Below are 16528 nucleotides of genomic sequence, written 5' to 3' on the forward strand. Positions count from 1 at the left end.
AGTAATACCCCAGTGCCAATTACAGATAAAGACATCCTTTTTGAAGATAATCACCTGATCGCCATTAACAAAAGAGCAGGCGATATTGTGCAGGTAGATGAGACCGGCGATGAGCCACTTGATGAGCAGGTAAAAAAGTACATAGCGAACAAATACAATAAACCCAATGGTGCCTTTATAGGGGTAGTACATCGCCTGGACAGGCCTGTAAGTGGGGTAATTCTTTTTGCGAAAACCAGTAAGGCACTGGAAAGGATGAATGCAGCATTCAAGAACCGGGAAGTAAAGAAAACCTATTGGGCAGTGGCTAAAAACCGTCCACCAAAAGAGGCCGATACTCTCGTACACTGGCTGGTTAAGAATCCACAGAAAAACGTTGTTACCTATTATAAAACCGAAGTTACCGGTAGCCAGAGAGCAGAACTATCTTATAGATTAATTGGGCAGCTTGGAGATTATTTCCTGATAGAAGTTGATCCCTTAACCGGAAGATCGCATCAGATCCGCGTTCAGTTATCCTCCATGGGTTGCCCGATAGTTGGCGACAACAAATATGGTTATCCACGTGGGAGCAGAAAAGGCAGCATTTGTTTACATGCACGCAGGCTGCGTTTTTTACACCCCGTAAAAAAGGAACCGGTAGAGATTTTCGCAAAATTGCCGGTAGACGGCTTTTGGGAAAGATTTGAAAATATGTAAAGGGAGCGCATCAGCGCTCCTTTTTTATTTACAAGTAGCTTTTGTAAATACCATAGCATCCCCAAAGGTCAGCTTATTGATATCTTTGAACTTCGTTTTGCCGTTAACATCCTGTATGTCGCCAAAACCTTCTACCAGGGTTTCGCCTTTCTTTAACCATACCACTTCCCGTACGGAGCTTTTCCCTTCCGATTGAAAGGTATAGTCGGCCACAATGGTATCACCTTTTACCAAACCGGTAATGGTTCCTGCATTTTTATCTTTTTCGTAGAGATTGTAACCCAAAGAGCCACTAATGGTGTTTCCATCCTCTTTGAAAGATAACGTAGCAGTATCGCGCTTATTGATATACTGGTAGCAATATGACGAGTCTTGAACTGTCTCTGCACCGCTTACAATGGTTGAGTCGATTTTAGCCTGGGTTTTTTTAGCTGTTCCGCCCTGGCAGGAAGCAAAAAAGCCTGCAGCAATGATGGCGAATGCCGGGATGATATTTTTCATGTTGATGTAGATTGATTAGCCGTTTACCACAAACAGTTTGCCAAGTTTATCATCCTCTTAAAGTACCTCAAACTCCGACGCTTTAATTGTAGAAAGCCCCGCTTGTGGCAGGGCTGACTAAACAATTAAACCAAGTTCTTTACCAGATAAAAGTACCTACAGCACCTTTGTCTAAACTGGTGCTGATGATCTTTCCGTTGTATTTGATATTAAATGGAGTTTCAACATTATTGTTGTTGCAAACAATCAGTACGTTTTTCCCTTCAGGGGTTTTAAAAGCTACATTCTGTAGGTTGCTAACCACGTTTGATGCGATGCGTACCGAGCCTGTTTTAACAAATTTAGAGGCATGTGCAATCACATAGTAGGCTACATTCCTGCTTACAGCCGGGGCAATGGTCAATGCGCCTAAGCACGAAGTACAACCTCCCTGATCAGTATGCGGGTTGTAGTTCTGGTCGGCTGCCAAATTCCATTCCAGTACGTTTCTGCTCCAGTTTCTGGTGGCACCAATAATGAGTGTCGATACGTGCCACTTCAGATCTTCTGCAAAATTGCTCGGACCACCAACCCATTGTTCAGTGAAATACACATGCTTGTCGGGATGCGCATTGTGAACCTGCGTAAGGGCTGAAATCGGGCCGGCATATAAATGAAATGCCGAACCGTCGATATATTGCTTTGCATCAGGATCATTTAATACAGTAATCGGATATTCTGGCTTATCTGCATTGTGATCATAGATAATAATCTTGGTGCTGATTCCATTGCTTTTAAATACCGGTCCGAGGGCTGTTTTAATAAACCTGGCCTGATCCAGAGCCGCCATATACATACTTGGGTTGTTCCCAGGGTGTAACGGCTCATTTTGCGGCGTAATCGCATCAATAGTGATGCCCTGGCTTTTCATAAACTGGATGTACTTCGCCAGGTATTGAGCGTAAACCGTATAATACTCCGGTTTCAGGCTCCCGCCAATATAGCTCCCGTTTGTTTTCATCCAGGTTGGCGCAGTCCACGGAGAACCCAATATCTTGATCGATGGATTAATCGCCACAATTCTCTTCAGAACCGGGATCAGGTCGGCCTGTTCTTTTTCAACTGAGAATTTAGCCAGCTGCTCATCTGTCTCACCTTTTGCCAGGTCATTATAGGTAAAAGGTGTCGCACTTAAGTCTGAACCCCCAATACTGATCCTGATGTAGTTTACCCCGATGGCATTTTCCGATGAACCGAATAACTCCTTTAATAACTTGTCTTTTTCAGTTTCTGAAAGTTTGTTGATCAGGGTAGCGCTTCCTCCGGTTAGGGTATAACCGAAACCATCGATAGATTGAAATGTGGTTTTAGGATCCACTTCAATCGTTGGATTGGCATTTTTAGCGTTTGAGAAGTTCAACGCCACGCTTTGTTTCCTAAGGAGCTGTGATTTGTCGCCTTTTGTTAGCCAGAATTCAACTTCTGTTTTTACAGGCGCTTCATTGCCTGCTGCATTTGGGCTCGTTTCGTTATAGGTATCCGGACCTTTGCTGCAGGCGCAGGCCACAATCAGTAAGCATAATGCTGTACCTAAAGTGTAGAGTGGTTTTATCAGTACAGTTCCGGCTCTGAATTTAAGCATGTTGTTCCTCATATAGATTGATAATTGGGAAATGTTGATAAAACAAAGGCGACCATAGCCGCCTTTGTTTCCCGAATGATTTATTTTACGTTTGGATTTTTATCTAGCTCATCCTGAGGGATGGGGAAATACAATTTTGATGCAGTAAGGTTATAGTTCAGATTTGCATCTGCTCCATCTACCTGAGCATTCATCACCGGAATTACACGGTTTGTTCTCAATAAATCGAACCAGCGGTGTCCTTCAAAAGCCAATTCTAAACGGCGTTCATTTTCTATCGCTAAACGCATAGAGGCCTGGTCGGTTGCTGTTATGGCAGAAAGTCCCACGCGGGTACGGATCTGGTTAACCAGTGGTGCCGCTGCCGACCATCCTGATGCACTTAATTCATTCAGCGCTTCCGCTTTTAATAAAATCAGGTCTGCTAATCTTAGGATGTAGTTGTCAGATTTATCATCGGCGCGATATTTATTGATATACGGATAGCTTGTTTTAGACCAGTACGAATCGCTCCAGCCTTCAGATACTACATTATTAAACTTAATGCTCGAGGCCTTACGTACTGCATCACCAGCATCATCAAATGCTTTAGATAAGCTATTGGTTGGCGTGTTGAAACGTTTCCATCCTGTTCCCACCAACACACTTGGCATCCAGTTACCATGTAAGCCACCGTAACCATCATATTGCATTTCCCAGATGGCTTCAGTATTGTTTTTATGATTAGAATCCCAAAGGAAGTCGTAATTCGAAACCAAGGAATATCCGCCAGCAATTACGGCATCAGCGTAAGTGCTTACCTTAGTCCAGTCGGGCGTAGCTTTCGATGCATACACTTTTGCCAGTAAGGCATTAGCAACACCTTTCGTCATGATGCCTTTGTTTGGGGCCGTTGTACGGGCATTAGCAGCACCATATTCCAGATCTGAAACAATCTGGGCGTAGATGGCGTCGACAGTTGCCCTTGCCGGATAAAACTCAGCATCGGTAGTAGGTACTTTTACCACCAGCGGTACAGATCCCCAGGTTCTCACCAGGTTAAAATACATATAGGCGCGAAGGATACTGGCTTCAGCAAGAATTTGCTTTCTTCTGTCGCCAGCATCCAGCTTCGGATCCTGGATATTCGGTACATTGGTTAGGATTAAGTTACAGTTTTTAATATCACTGTAAAGCGCATTCCAGTCTCTGCCTACATTCCCGTTGGTTGAATTTACCGTGAACAGGTCAAGCTGAATATTTGCAGGATTATCTCCACCCGCATAAGCATTGTCTGATCTTACATCACCATTGGTCATATAATCCCAGATGTGGAAATCATTGTACATGCCGTCGTAAGCACCCTGAATAAGTTTTTCTGCTGCGGCAGCGTCAGCAAAAGCCACATCAGGTCCAACCTGAGTAATCGGACTTTGTTCTAAAAAGTCTTTTTTGCAGCTGCTTAATGCCATTGCAATGGTGCCTGCTGCGATTAATGAATATATCTTAAGTTTCATTTTTGTCTAAATTAAAAGCCTACATTAACACCAAATAAGAAAGTTCTCGACTGTGGATAGGTACCATAGTCAATACCCATTGCCGGTCCGTTAGCAGAGTTTACATTCACTTCAGGATCAAAGCCACTATACTTGGTAAAAGTTAACAGGTTATAGGCAGAAGCATAAAGCATCACTTTGCTCATTTTAAGTTTTCCTAAAGTAGCGGCACCGAAGTTGTAAGAAAAAGTAGTTGTTTTCAAACGCAGGTACGATCCGTCTTCAACAAAACGGCTTGATGTAAGTGTATTACTGGTATTATCTTTAATGGCTTTTGGAACATCCGTAATCTGTCCTGGTGTAGTCCATCTGTTCAGTACCACTGCCGATTGGTTTTTCGAGTCATTCATGCCTTCAAGCTCCATTCTGGAAGCATTGAACATTTGATTACCCTGCACCCCCTGGAACAAAAAGTTCAGGCCAAAGTTTCCGAATGTAAATGTGTTGTTAACGCCGTAAGTGAATTTAGGTTGTGCCGAACCAATAAAAGTTCTGTCTTCCGCATTGATCTGTTTGTCGCCATTTAAATCCTGATACACAATGTTTCCGGTTTGTGGATCAACACCGTTTGAAACATAGCCATAAAAGCTTCCTAACGGGCGGCCTGTTACCACTCTGATGGCGGCATCACGCTCGTAGATTCCACCGAAAGTGATGGAGCTTACCTTATTACCTAAACTGGTTACCTTATTGCGGTTGAGCGAGAAGTTCAGGTCGGTAGTCCAGGTCAATTTGTCTTTTACAAAGTTCTTGGTGGTTAGTACAAACTCCAAACCTTTATTCTCCATATCCCCAACGTTAGAAGCAATGCTTCCGAAACCAATGGAGTTAGGCAATGGCTGGTTGATCAGTAAATCTTTGGTTTTCTTCAGGTAAGCATCGGCAGTAAAAATTACACGGCTGTTGAACATGGTCAAATCCAAACCGATATTGGTTTGTGTTGTTTCTTCCCATTTCAACCTTGGATTAGGGAGTTGTGAAAATACATATGAGCCCTGAGTTGTTGGTGTATACAGTTCTAGGTACGAATAATCTCCAATGCCTTCATCATTACCTACCTTACCCCAGCTCGCTCTTAGTTTTAAATCATTAATGGATTTAATCTCTTTTAAAAAGTTCTCGCCCGAAATTCTCCATCCAACAGATGCCGAAGGGAAATAACCATACCTGTTTTCAGGTCCGAAACGGGATGAACCATCTGCCCTGAAATTGGTGCTGAATAGATATTTGCTGTCGTAAGCATAAGTTAAACGGGCTAAGTATGAACGCTTGCTCCATTGCGAAGCTGTTGGAAGCTGAACAGGAATAGAAGTTCCCCTGTCTAAAAGCTGTCCGTTTGTTCCAATAAAGTTTTGTTCGTTATAGCCTAAATAGTAGTATTTAGATTCCTGCAGCGTCATACCACCTGTTGCAGTGAAAGCATTTTTACCCCAGTTTTTGGTATAGTTAAAAATGTTCTCATTTAACCAAACGTGGTCTGTACTAAAGTTTGCATTTCTGATCCCCTTCTGTGTTCTGCCGTAATCGGTAGAGTAGGGGTTTAAGAAATAAGAATAACGGTTGTCATTGTTATTGGTGCTGATGCTTGATTTAAAAGAGAAATCCTGCGTAAACTTAATTTCAGCTGCAAAAGCACCCAGGAAACGGAAGTTTCTATTGCTGTTTTTTGCTGCGAAAGCATTGGCAACAGGATTTTCTGAACCACCTTTATAAGGGTTAAAGGCATAGGTTCCGTTAGCTGCATAAACACCGATGGTTGGTGGCGTAGTAAGGGCAGATAAGATTGTTCCCCCTCTCGCCACGTTATTATTATCACTTACATCAACAGAATTGCTTTGCGTTAATGCGGCATTTCCGGTCAGTTTTAACCATTTGGTGATGTTTTGAGAACCGTTGAAATGCAAGGTATATTTATCCAGTTTAGCTGGCGCAACCACACCTTTGTCTTGCTGATATCCGGTAGACAGGGAATATTGTCCGCCTTTAATCCCACCCGAAATAGATGCCTGATAGCTGTTTTGTACGCCAGTTCCGAAAGTTAAATCCTGCCAGTCGGTATTTTCGTTTCCTAAGCCATTGGTGTCGTAACCCAGTTCCTTCATCAAGGAGATATACTGATCTTTGTTCAGTACATCCTGTTTTTGCCATAGATTAGAGAAACCTGTAAACGCATTAAAGGTTGCACGGATTTTATCAGATGAACCTTTCTTCGTGGTAATCAGGATTACCCCGTTTGCGCCACTTGAACCGTAAATAGCTGCTGCAGATGCATCCTTTAAGATCACCAGGTTTTCGATATCTGTTGGGTTCAGGAAACTTGCATCCCGTGAGGTAACCCCGTCAATTACGTATAGCGGACTGTTGGAGGCATTGATTGAAGTGTTACCACGAATAGTAACCGATACTCCTGAACCTGGTTTACCTGATTGCGAAGTAATCTGTACCCCGGCTGCCTTTCCCTGAATCGCCTGAAGCGGATTGGTCACCGGCTGGTTCTCAATATCTTTAGATGACAAAGAAACAACAGCAGTAGTTAAATCTTTCTTTACCGTGGTACCATAACCAATTACAACCACTTCATTTAGCTGCTGGTTATCGTCGGTTAGTGTAACATTGATTGATGTGCGGCCGTCAACGGTTTGTTCAATTGTTTTAAAGCCAATAAAGGCGAATTCCAATACCGCATTTTGAGGTGCACTAATGCTGTATGAACCGTTGTCGCCTGTAGAGGTACCCTGATTGGTACCCTTCACTTTCACAGAAACGCCGGGTAAGGGTAAACCCTGGTTATCTTTTACCAAACCCTTTATGGTGATGTTTTGTGCCCATCCCCAGGAGGTGAGGCATAAAATACAAACCATAAGCAATGTAAACTTTTTTCTCATAATTTTTGCTCTGTTAATATTATAGGGTGTAAAGTTACCATTGATTTAGTGTTAAAAACAAGTTTTCATCCGAAATAAAATTTCATAACTCATTGATATATAGTTTTTTATAAAGATATTGATACGCTTTAATACCGCGATTGATAAAGCTCTTTTAAGCTTGATTATCAGGCTTTAATCAGGGTAAAGAAGCTGTGCTGCGGCAGTAGTTTGATACGCTTAGGTACCTGTTTGTTTTTATTGAACAAATCGTCGAATACAACAAGAATGTGACCAGATCTGGTATCGGTTTACTCAATCACCAGCTGACTCCAGCCGTTTTTACCTGTTTTGCTGAGGGTTTTTTTCCGCTCTTCCATCACTTTTTTAATGCGCGAACCAAAGGTCCAGCAAGTGCTTTGCCGGATTGATAGCAATTCAGACAGCTTATGGGAGGAGATCTTTCCTTTAGATGAGTAGATCAGGAAGATCATGTAGAAGGCTTTATTGATGGGAATACGGGTGTTGTGAAAGATCGTATACGTCGTGACCGATTCCTCATAACTGCATTTGCTGCAGCGGCGGCTATAAAGGATGTGGCCGTTAAAAAAATGATCGTTATTGCATTTTTTGCAATGATATCCTTTACTCCATTTCAATTGTGAAAGAAATTCATAGCACGATTCTTTGTCCGGATAAATTCTGCTGAACTCCTCAAAGTCAACATCCGTACTCATTACCCGATCTCGCGTCACTTTCTCTACACTGGTTTGCAACTCTTCGTTATCGTGTTCGAGCAAAACGTTCATTCTCGAAATTTCCTCGGCCTGTTGCTGCAGCAGTGCATTGGCTTCTTCAAGTGCCTGATTTTTACTTTCGATAATCAGCGACTTATGATAAACTTCACGGGTACGCTCCTCCACCTTAGTTTCCAGTTCCTGATTTAACGAATCTTTCAGTTTGACATTTACAGCCATCTGCCTGATCATCTTTTGCTGGGCCTTATCCTTTTTCAGTTTCAGGATCCGGACTTTATCTCCAATGGCAAAGGATAAAAAGATCATCTCCAGCACAAAACAGAAGCTTAAACTGTAGTAGCTGATGGCACCAAAATTCAGCCAGCCAATCCCCAGCATGATTAAAAATTTCAGGGTAAAGCCCAGGAACAGAAAACTGTAGCCCAGCACAAAAAAGCGCGCCGGCTGGTAGCCGTTTTTAAAGATGTAAATGCCTGTAAAAAACGCCACAGAAAGCGGGATGGCTTCAATAAATTTATAGCTGAATAAAGTCTGATCGAACAGGTAGCAATACACAAAAAAGACAAGCCGCAAGGTAATCACCGCGATAATCAGTTGATTAAGTTTTGGTGCTTTTGCTTTTACATAAAGCAATTCGCGGGTAAAAAGTAAAGCAAAAATACTGGTTGCACATAGTGCAAATGCATATGCCAGCTGGTTCCAGGCCGGGGCATGGGGCCATAAATACTGGTAAGCTATACCATCCGAACTCATTTCAAAGAAACCCACACTTAAGTTATATAGCACATAAAACAGGTATTGTTTCTGCTTGATGGCGATATACATGATGAGGTTGTAGAAACTGAAAACGAGGATCATTCCATAAAAAATGCCGAAATAAAAATATTCATCAAGGGCATAGGAAATAAACCATTCGGTGGTTCTGAGTACGATGATGATGTCTGCTATTTGTGAAGAACTGATCCTGAAATAATATGTCCTTTCCTGATTGCCCTCATTTTGTAGTGGTATCTCAAAATTTTTATGGTGAATAAGCCGCTTTTCGAAGCTATTGGCATCACCCAGATTTTCCACTTTATAGTCGCCATTTGGTTGCGGAACATATGCCGTAATGTGATCGATTGTCTGATCAAAAAATTCCAGCACAAAAGGTTTCCTGGCCTGGGTATTGGTTTTGACCCTAATGCGAACCCAGTACGTTTTATTCAGTTCTTTTGTTTGTGGTGTACTCGTTAAACTCGCCTTAAAGTTACCGTTAAACCGCTGGCTTTTCACTTCTTCAAAAGAAAACTTACTTTGCGTATCTTCGAAAACCTCTATTTCCTTAAAAGTGAAAATATGCTGTGGAACGGTATCCGTAATTTCTACCGGCTTTTGCGCATAGCTGCAAAGGGTACAAAGAAGGAGGTAGAAGCATATAAGGAATAGATTTTTCAAGGTAATGGCCAGAAATTAATTACAAAGATAATGAATTGAACTGAGCTGAATTCACTTGAAACATCAGTGAATTTTCATTTTAGAAAAGCAGCGAAATGCTGGTGCCCCTGGTTACTTCCGACTGGATATTGATTTTGATTTTATGAAAGTTAGCAATACTTTGCACAATGGCCAGCCCCAGGCCAAAGCCATTTTCATCTGTATGGCCGCGTTCGAAACGATCAAAGGCATTTTCAACCAACTCTTTGTTCATCCCTAAACCAGTATCGGCAATAGTTAACACATAGCCAGCTTCCGTTTTATTACCAGTAATGGATATGGAGCCACCGTTTACATTGTACTTGATGGCATTATTGATAATGTTAATCAATAGGGTATGTATGAGTGCCTTATTTCCTGTAAACAGCAAATCATCATCCAGCATGCAATTGTAAATGATGGAACGGTCTGCAATCCGGTCTTCCAGATCTTCGTATATATCTGAAATCTCCTGTTTCAGACTGATTTCCTCGGTTTTCAAATATTGATTGTTCTCCACCTTTGAGATCAGCAGCAAACTATTGATGATCACTTTTAAGCGGTTCAGTGTTTTCAGAGATGCATAGATTTTATTTTCATGCTCTTCCGGAATGCCTGCCGTGTTAAGCATGTTCTCAAAACGGGTGCTTAATATGGAAATCGGTGTGAGCAGTTCGTGGGATACATTCGCAATAAACTGCTTTTCAAGTGCAAATAGTGTATTTATTTTCCTCATTAAGGAGTTCACACTATTGTCGAGAATCTTGAAGTCGTCGGTGTTTGTAGGGATATTTTCGTAATTATAGTGAGAGGGATCATTTACCCTGTTAATCTTTTTATCAATGATCAGGTAAAAGGGTTTTAGCAAAAAGTTTGAGAAGGTATAATCTGTTACGAGGGTAATCAGCAAGGCCGATACCAGAACAATAAGCATGTAAAAGCGGATTGAATTTTTGATCGACTGCAAAGTGGTCATGGTTTCCCCAATCTCGAGATTATACCAGTTAGTATGGTAGGAAAACTTATAATTGAGAATCCTGTAAACCTCTATATCTCCTTCAATTTCTCTTTTCTCAGTATAAACGGTCGCTATCGAATCCGTTTGACGATCGGGAATGTCAGTAAGTACGATAAATTCCTCTTTCAGGATGTTGTAATCGGTAAATGATTCACCTTTATTTAACAGGCTGTCAATTTCATCATCGTTTAAGTGCTCAATGATTTTGTTTTTCTTTTTGATCAGGCGGCTATCAAGTTGGTTATAGGCTAGTTTATCCAATGAGAACAATATAATCGAGCCCAGAAGCAGCACAATGGCTATTTTGGTGATTGCGTTATACAAGGAGAATTTAACCTGCAACTTCATGATGGAAGGTGTTAAATGTTAAAGGATGATGTTTATTGGCAGACACGATCCGGATTTAGCAGTTGATCCGGTATCCAATACTTCTCACCGTTTCAAACCAGTCGATAGGGGTAATGGCAGCAAGTTTTTTACGGAGGTTTTTTACGTGCACATCCACAAAGTTGGAGTCAGAATTAACTTCTAAAATATCGCCCCAAACATGCTCAGTTAAACTCATGCGGGATACTACGCGGTTTTTATTTAGTACGAGGTAATTGAAGATTTCGAATTCCTTTTTAGTCAGGTTTAACCTTTCTTCTCCGAAAGAAACCGTTCTGTTCTGAATATTCAGCAGGAAATCGTGTACATTTACTTCGTTCTTTTCCAGTTTGTGTTTTCTTCTGGTGATGGCATGCATACGAGCCAGCAGTTCGTTGAGTGAAAAGGGCTTAGGCAGATAGTCATCGGCTCCCTCATCCAGGCCCTTAATCCGATCGTCTACCGCGCTGCGGGCAGTCAGAATGATTACCGCATCGTCCCGGTCTTTCAATGCCTTCAACTGTTTTAAAACTTCAAAGCCATCGCCATCGGGCAAGCCTAAATCCAGTAAAATGAAGTCATAATTATTGACGAAGATTTTCTCCTCAGCCGAAGTTTTTTTCCAGGCATGCTCTACAATAAAACCCTCCTTGCTTAGAAATTCATCCATTTCCAGGGCCAGGCTTTTTTCATCTTCAACAATTAGTACGTTCATATAGAATTAAAGTTCTAGTATCAGGTAGTGAGGTATCAAGATTGTTTTTACTCTTTAGTCTTGAAGTACTAAATTAACATTTTTCAGAATGATTGCGCAGGCTTCTTCAATTTCTTCTTTACTGATGATGAGTGGAGGAGCGATACGCATGGAATTGCTGCAATGCAAAAACCAATCGGATAATACGCCGTCAAGAATACATGCATCAATAATCTTTTTATTCGTCTCAAAACTCTCAAACTCTACAGCCAGCATTAATCCTTTACCCCTGATTTCTTTAATCGCAGGATGCTGCAGGAGCGTTTTGAATAACTCACCTTTTTGTTCTACTTCTTCCACTACTTTTTCATCAACCAGAAACCTGAGGGTGGCCAAACCAGCAGCGCAGCACACCGGGTGTCCGCCGAAAGTGGTCATGTGCCCCAAAATAGGGGTGTGTGATAATACCGACATGATTTCTAAGGAGCTGATAAAGGCCCCAATGGGCATTCCGCCGCCAATACCTTTGGCCAAAAGCAAAACATCGGGAACAATGTCGTAGTGCTCAAAGGCAAACATCTTACCGCTCCGGCCAAATCCTGATTGGATTTCATCGAATATCAGAAGGGTTTTGGTTTCGTTACATCTGGCTCGCAAAGATTTCATGTAGTTTAAGTCGGCCACCCTGATACCGGCCTCGCCTTGTATAGGTTCTATAAAAACAGCTGCAACATCTTCAGTAATCAGATCGAGATCAGCAAGTTTATTGTGATCAATAAAACTAACATGGGGCAGGAAAGGCCCGTATCCTGAAGAATAAAAATCACTTTCCATTAAACTTTCAGCACCCTGAGTACTGCCATGATAGGCATTCCTGCAGGCAATAAATCCTTTTCTGCCCGTGTAGCGTTTGGCGAGTTTCATTGCACCCTCCACGGCCTCAGTACCCGAGTTGAGAAAATAGGTGCAGCTTAGGCTTTCAGGCAGGATATCAGCCAATGCTTTGGCAAAGTTAACCTGTGGCGTTTGAACATACTCACCATAAACCATCAGGTGCATATAGGTTTCAGCCTGCTCCTGAATAGCTTTTACTATCGCAGGATGGCAATGACCAACGTTGCTTACCCCGATCCCAGCAATTAAATCCAGGTGTTTTTTGTCTGCAGAATCATAGATGTAAACGCCTTTAGCCCTTACAAATTCGAGCATTAAAGGTTCGGGAGAGGTTTGCGCATTGTGTTGTAAAAACAACTGACGTTGTGTAAGCATGGGGCAAAAATAAGGAAATAACATTAGTCCTTTAAACAAAAAAGACCTGCATTCCTGCAAGTCCTGTCTTTTATCTTGGTCCGCCTTTGTAGCGGTTAAGCAATTCCCTTTTGAATCCTTCCTGTGCCCTATAAAACTTTCCTACAACCTTAATCGGTAAACTCGATTTCAGTTTGTTATAATATTTTTTATCCAGGTTAAGGTCTCTTTGTTTAAAATCAAACTCGCTGATGATCAGGCTCTGAACCTGCGCATCGGTGAGGTCGTCAATCTCGGTCGTTTTTCTAAAAGAGATCATTTTCTGCATGCGCTCTTTACGTAAAGCATCCTGCTCTGTTTGCATGCTATTGTAAATAGGCCAGAATACTTTGGCTTCTTCAGGGGAAAGATCCAGTTTCTGAGTGAAGTAGGCAATTTTTAGCGACTCAATTTCCTCGGCTTTAGGTCGCTGTGCCAGTAAAGTTGCCGGCAGCAAGAGTATTAAAGCAACGAATAGTAAATTCTTCATTTAATTAATTATTTAATGCATGAGTAAGATCGCTTGAAGAGAAATTACTCAATATGTAGTTTTCCACTTCTGTATCTGACGCAGAAGCATTATTTGATGATGTTTTCGTATCAGCCTCTAAGTGCTCAATTATCGTATTTTCATCAATATCATACAATAACTGTTCGTTTGCTAAATCAGATACGTTAGTGGTGGCTAAAGGAACCACAGTATCATTCTGGTAAAAATATGCACCGAATGATGCCATCAGGATAAAACAGGCTGCGCTTGCATACTTTACGATGTTTCTTCTCCACAATGGAATTATCCTGGCCACTGGCTTAGGCTGCTCTGCCTCAATTCTGGAGGTGATTCTGTTTTGTAAAGAATCAAAGTAATTTTCAGGAACCTCAAAGGTATTCTGGGGCAGAGAAATTTCGCTAAGCCTGATTTGTGTTTCAATACGCTCCGTTAACGCCTCGAAGTAATCCTGTGGAACCTCGAACAGGTTTTCGTTCGTCTCCTGTTTCAGCCGATCTAAAAATATTGCCGATGCAACACTATCCTCCACGCTTTCGAAATAATGATCCGGAGTAATAAAAGGGTTATTTTTTACCCTTGCAGCCAGGCTGGGGGCTTCCTTTCTCCAATCGTTATTATCAATATTTTCATTCATCACAGATATATGATTTAAATTTTGGCAAAAGGTTTAAAAGTCAATTTCATCATTTGTGATAATTGCTTCAATTTTTTTTGCAGCAATATGAAATGATGCTTTAAGTGCACCTACCGATGTTCCCAAAACTTCCGATATTTCTTCATACTTCATGTCATCAAAGTATTTCATATTGAAGATAATGCGTTGTTTTTCGGGAAGGGTCAGGATCGCTTTCTGCAGTTTCAGTTCCAGCTTGTCCCCGTTGAAATAGGAGGAAGCCACGAGGTTGTCGGCTAGTTCCGAAGATACCTCATCCAGCGGCGTGTTGTTTTTTTGTTTTTGCTTGTTTAAAAAGGTGATGGATTCGTTTGTAGCGATACGGTATATCCAGGTGTACAATTGCGAATCACTCCTGAACTTATCCAGGTTTTTCCAAACCTTTACAAACACTTCCTGGATCAGGTCGTCGCAATCGTCATGGTTTAAAACCAGCCTTCTGATGTGCCAGTAAATTTTCTGCTGGTATTTTTTTAACAGCAGGTTAAAGGCCTCATTACGGGTCTTCTCGACAGCAAACATTGCAAGAATTTCTGAATCTTCAACTTGTTTCATCGAGGGAATTTATCTCATTTACCATAAAGGCACCAAGATCACCAGATTTCAATACCTGATGCGCTTAGTGCCTTCGTGATTTAAAAACTATTATTTTTTTCTGCCGATTACTTTTTGTACAGCTTCAACAATGTTCACTGCATCTAAACCGTATTTAGACATTAACTGGTCTGGTGTACCGCTTTCTCCAAAAGTATCATTTGTTGCTACAAATTCTTGGGGAGTTGGCAATTCAGTTGTCAACAAACGCGCAACACTTTCACCTAAGCCACCAAATTTGTTGTGCTCTTCACAAGTCACCACGCAACCTGTTTTCTTAACCGATTTTAAAATCGCTTCGTCATCCAGCGGTTTGATGGTATGGATATTGATGATTTCTGCATCAATACCAAGCTCAGCTAACTTTTCACCAGCTTCAATTGCTTTCCAAACCATGTGTCCGGTAGCGATAATGGTTACATCAGTACCCTCGTTTACCATCCAGGCTTTACCAATCTCGAATTTCTGATCTGGATCTGTAAATACAGGAATTACCGGGCGACCAAAACGTAAATAAACCGGTCCTTCGTACTCTGCAATCGCAATAGTAGCGGCTTTGGTTTGGTTATAATCGCATGGGTTGATTACCACCATTCCAGGCAACATTTTCATTAAGCCTATGTCCTCTAAAATCTGGTGGGTTGCACCATCTTCACCCAGGGTTAAGCCTGCGTGTGATGCACAGATTTTAACGTTTTTGTTAGAATAAGCTACCGATTGACGGATCTGGTCGTAAACACGACCTGTAGAGAAATTGGCAAATGTTCCTGTAAACGGAATTTTACCACCAATAGTCATACCGGCGGCAATACCAATCATATTTGCCTCGGCAATACCCACCTGAGTAAAACGCTCCGGGAAGTCTTTGATGAACGCCTCCATTTTAAGCGATCCAACTAAATCGGCACATAAAGCAACTACGTTTTCATTTTTCTTGCCTGCTTCATGTAAACCAGCGCCGAATCCTGAACGTGTATCCTTTTTTTCTGTATATGTGTATTTTTTCATTATATATTCGATATGATATTTTAGACATTAGTTATGAAACTCAATCTCATAACGCTCATCTCCAATCTAAATTAGTAATCCCCTAAGGTTTCTGGTAACTGAGCCAAAGCAACAGCCAGTTGCTCGTCGTTCGGAGCAGTACCATGCCATTTATGTGTGCCCATCATAAAGTCTACACCAGCACCCATTTGCGTACTCATTAAGTTTAAAATAGGTTTGCCTTTTCCGGTTAGGGTTTTAGCATAATGTAAGCCTTCAACAATCGCCTGCATATCGTTTCCATCGGTATTGATCACATGCCATCCGAACGCTTCGAATTTAGCTTGTAAATCATCCAGTGCCAATACTTTGTTGGTTGGTCCATCAATCTGCTGACCGTTATAATCCACAGAAGCAATCAGGTGGTCTACTTTATTGAATGGCGCAAACATTGCCGCCTCCCAGTTCTGTCCTTCCTGTAATTCACCATCACCTAATAAAGCGAAAACATAAGATTTATCTCCGTTAAGTTTTTTAGCCAGTGCAGCACCAATGGCAACTGATAAACCTTGGCCGAGCGAGCCAGATGCAATGCGGATTCCCGGTAAGTGTTCATGTGTTGTAGGGTGTCCCTGCAATCTCGAATCCAACTTACGGAAAGTTGCCAGCTCACTTTTATCGAAATAACCTGCGTGTGCAAGGGTGCTATACCAAACTGGTGAAATATGTCCGTTGGAAAGGAAAAAAAGATCTTCTCCTGCACCTTCCATGGTAAAATCTGTCTTGTGGTTCAGTACTTCAAAGTATAACGCGGTAAAAAAGTCCGTACATCCAAGTGAAGCACCCGGGTGGCCAGACTGACATCCGTGAACCATTCTTACGATATCCCGTCTGATCTGTGAAGCAATATCTTCTAGCTCTTTAATTGTATGTTTCATTAAAATAAGAGGTTGTTGTTATCTAGC

14 protein-coding genes are annotated in these 16528 nt (G+C 41.6%); 1 reads left to right on the top strand and 13 read right to left on the bottom strand.

The annotated features are described in order from the left end of the window. Nucleotides 1-12: 12 nt before the first annotated feature. Nucleotides 13-699 carry an RluA family pseudouridine synthase gene (locus tag R2Q80_RS13555; RefSeq protein WP_316800100.1) on the top strand — a complete coding sequence of 229 codons (687 nt, stop codon included), beginning with the start codon at nt 13-15 and terminating at the stop codon, nt 697-699. Between the two features lie 24 nt (nt 700-723). Here the strand turns inward: R2Q80_RS13555 and R2Q80_RS13560 are convergent, their stop codons facing one another. The 13 genes from R2Q80_RS13560 to R2Q80_RS13620 form a co-directional block, all read right to left on the bottom strand. After that, nucleotides 724-1200, bottom strand: a complete 477-nt coding sequence (locus tag R2Q80_RS13560; RefSeq protein WP_316800101.1) for a hypothetical protein — start codon at nt 1198-1200, stop codon at nt 724-726. A 139-nt stretch (nt 1201-1339) separates the two neighbouring features. After that, complete coding sequence (locus R2Q80_RS13565; protein WP_316800102.1) at nt 1340-2821, bottom strand: glycoside hydrolase family 30 protein; 1482 nt, start codon at nt 2819-2821, stop codon at nt 1340-1342. An 80-nt stretch (nt 2822-2901) separates the two neighbouring features. Continuing rightward, the gene (locus R2Q80_RS13570; protein ID WP_316800103.1) at nt 2902-4317 is read right to left on the bottom strand and encodes a RagB/SusD family nutrient uptake outer membrane protein; all 1416 of its coding nucleotides are present in this window, start codon (nt 4315-4317) and stop codon (nt 2902-2904) included. A gap of 11 nt (nt 4318-4328) precedes the next feature. Next, the gene (locus R2Q80_RS13575; RefSeq protein ID WP_316800104.1) at nt 4329-7241 is read right to left on the bottom strand and encodes a TonB-dependent receptor; all 2913 of its coding nucleotides are present in this window, start codon (nt 7239-7241) and stop codon (nt 4329-4331) included. Between the two features lie 290 nt (nt 7242-7531). Then, complete coding sequence (locus tag R2Q80_RS13580) at nt 7532-9415, bottom strand: 7TM diverse intracellular signaling domain-containing protein (protein WP_316800105.1); 1884 nt, start codon at nt 9413-9415, stop codon at nt 7532-7534. A 79-nt stretch (nt 9416-9494) separates the two neighbouring features. Further along, on the bottom strand, nt 9495-10799 hold the full coding sequence (locus R2Q80_RS13585; protein WP_316800106.1) for a HAMP domain-containing sensor histidine kinase: 1305 nt from the start codon (nt 10797-10799) through the stop codon (nt 9495-9497). A gap of 55 nt (nt 10800-10854) precedes the next feature. Further along, the gene (locus R2Q80_RS13590) at nt 10855-11532 is read right to left on the bottom strand and encodes a response regulator transcription factor (protein WP_047798542.1); all 678 of its coding nucleotides are present in this window, start codon (nt 11530-11532) and stop codon (nt 10855-10857) included. Nucleotides 11533-11586: 54 nt separating this feature from the next. Next, the gene (locus R2Q80_RS13595; protein ID WP_316800107.1) at nt 11587-12780 is read right to left on the bottom strand and encodes an aspartate aminotransferase family protein; all 1194 of its coding nucleotides are present in this window, start codon (nt 12778-12780) and stop codon (nt 11587-11589) included. Between the two features lie 70 nt (nt 12781-12850). Beyond that, nucleotides 12851-13288, bottom strand: a complete 438-nt coding sequence (locus R2Q80_RS13600; protein WP_316800108.1) for a hypothetical protein — start codon at nt 13286-13288, stop codon at nt 12851-12853. A gap of 4 nt (nt 13289-13292) precedes the next feature. Beyond that, the gene (locus R2Q80_RS13605; protein ID WP_316800109.1) at nt 13293-13943 is read right to left on the bottom strand and encodes a hypothetical protein; all 651 of its coding nucleotides are present in this window, start codon (nt 13941-13943) and stop codon (nt 13293-13295) included. 33 nt (nt 13944-13976) lie between these two features. After that, a complete protein-coding gene (locus R2Q80_RS13610) occupies nt 13977-14537 on the bottom strand; it encodes an RNA polymerase sigma factor (protein WP_047798538.1) in 561 nt (186 codons plus the stop codon). 90 nt (nt 14538-14627) lie between these two features. Further along, entirely contained in the window at nt 14628-15584 is a 957-nt protein-coding gene (locus R2Q80_RS13615; protein ID WP_047798537.1) for a transketolase family protein, read from the bottom strand. Between the two features lie 71 nt (nt 15585-15655). After that, nucleotides 15656-16501: a transketolase gene (locus R2Q80_RS13620; protein WP_047798536.1), complete on the bottom strand. Its 846-nt coding sequence runs from the start codon at nt 16499-16501 to the stop codon at nt 15656-15658. Between the last annotated feature and the right edge of the window lie 27 nt (nt 16502-16528).

Source organism: Pedobacter frigidisoli (assembly GCF_032678525.1).
In the GTDB taxonomy this organism is placed as follows: domain Bacteria; phylum Bacteroidota; class Bacteroidia; order Sphingobacteriales; family Sphingobacteriaceae; genus Pedobacter; species Pedobacter frigidisoli_A.

Excerpts from the sequence above, each read along its gene's own strand:
- R2Q80_RS13560 (WP_316800101.1), bottom strand. The coding sequence starts at position 1,200 with ATGAAAAATATCATCCCGGCATTCGCCATCATTGCTGCAGGCTTTTTT.
- R2Q80_RS13565 (WP_316800102.1), bottom strand. The coding sequence starts at position 2,821 with ATGCTTAAATTCAGAGCCGGAACTGTACTGATAAAACCACTCTACACT.
- R2Q80_RS13570 (WP_316800103.1), bottom strand. The coding sequence starts at position 4,317 with ATGAAACTTAAGATATATTCATTAATCGCAGCAGGCACCATTGCAATG.
- R2Q80_RS13575 (WP_316800104.1), bottom strand. The coding sequence starts at position 7,241 with ATGAGAAAAAAGTTTACATTGCTTATGGTTTGTATTTTATGCCTCACC.
- R2Q80_RS13585 (WP_316800106.1), bottom strand. The coding sequence starts at position 10,799 with ATGAAGTTGCAGGTTAAATTCTCCTTGTATAACGCAATCACCAAAATA.
- R2Q80_RS13590 (WP_047798542.1), bottom strand. The coding sequence starts at position 11,532 with ATGAACGTACTAATTGTTGAAGATGAAAAAAGCCTGGCCCTGGAAATG.
- R2Q80_RS13595 (WP_316800107.1), bottom strand. The coding sequence starts at position 12,780 with ATGCTTACACAACGTCAGTTGTTTTTACAACACAATGCGCAAACCTCT.
- R2Q80_RS13600 (WP_316800108.1), bottom strand. The coding sequence starts at position 13,288 with ATGAAGAATTTACTATTCGTTGCTTTAATACTCTTGCTGCCGGCAACT.
- R2Q80_RS13605 (WP_316800109.1), bottom strand. The coding sequence starts at position 13,943 with ATGAATGAAAATATTGATAATAACGATTGGAGAAAGGAAGCCCCCAGC.
- R2Q80_RS13610 (WP_047798538.1), bottom strand. The coding sequence starts at position 14,537 with ATGAAACAAGTTGAAGATTCAGAAATTCTTGCAATGTTTGCTGTCGAG.
- R2Q80_RS13615 (WP_047798537.1), bottom strand. The coding sequence starts at position 15,584 with ATGAAAAAATACACATATACAGAAAAAAAGGATACACGTTCAGGATTC.
- R2Q80_RS13620 (WP_047798536.1), bottom strand. The coding sequence starts at position 16,501 with ATGAAACATACAATTAAAGAGCTAGAAGATATTGCTTCACAGATCAGA.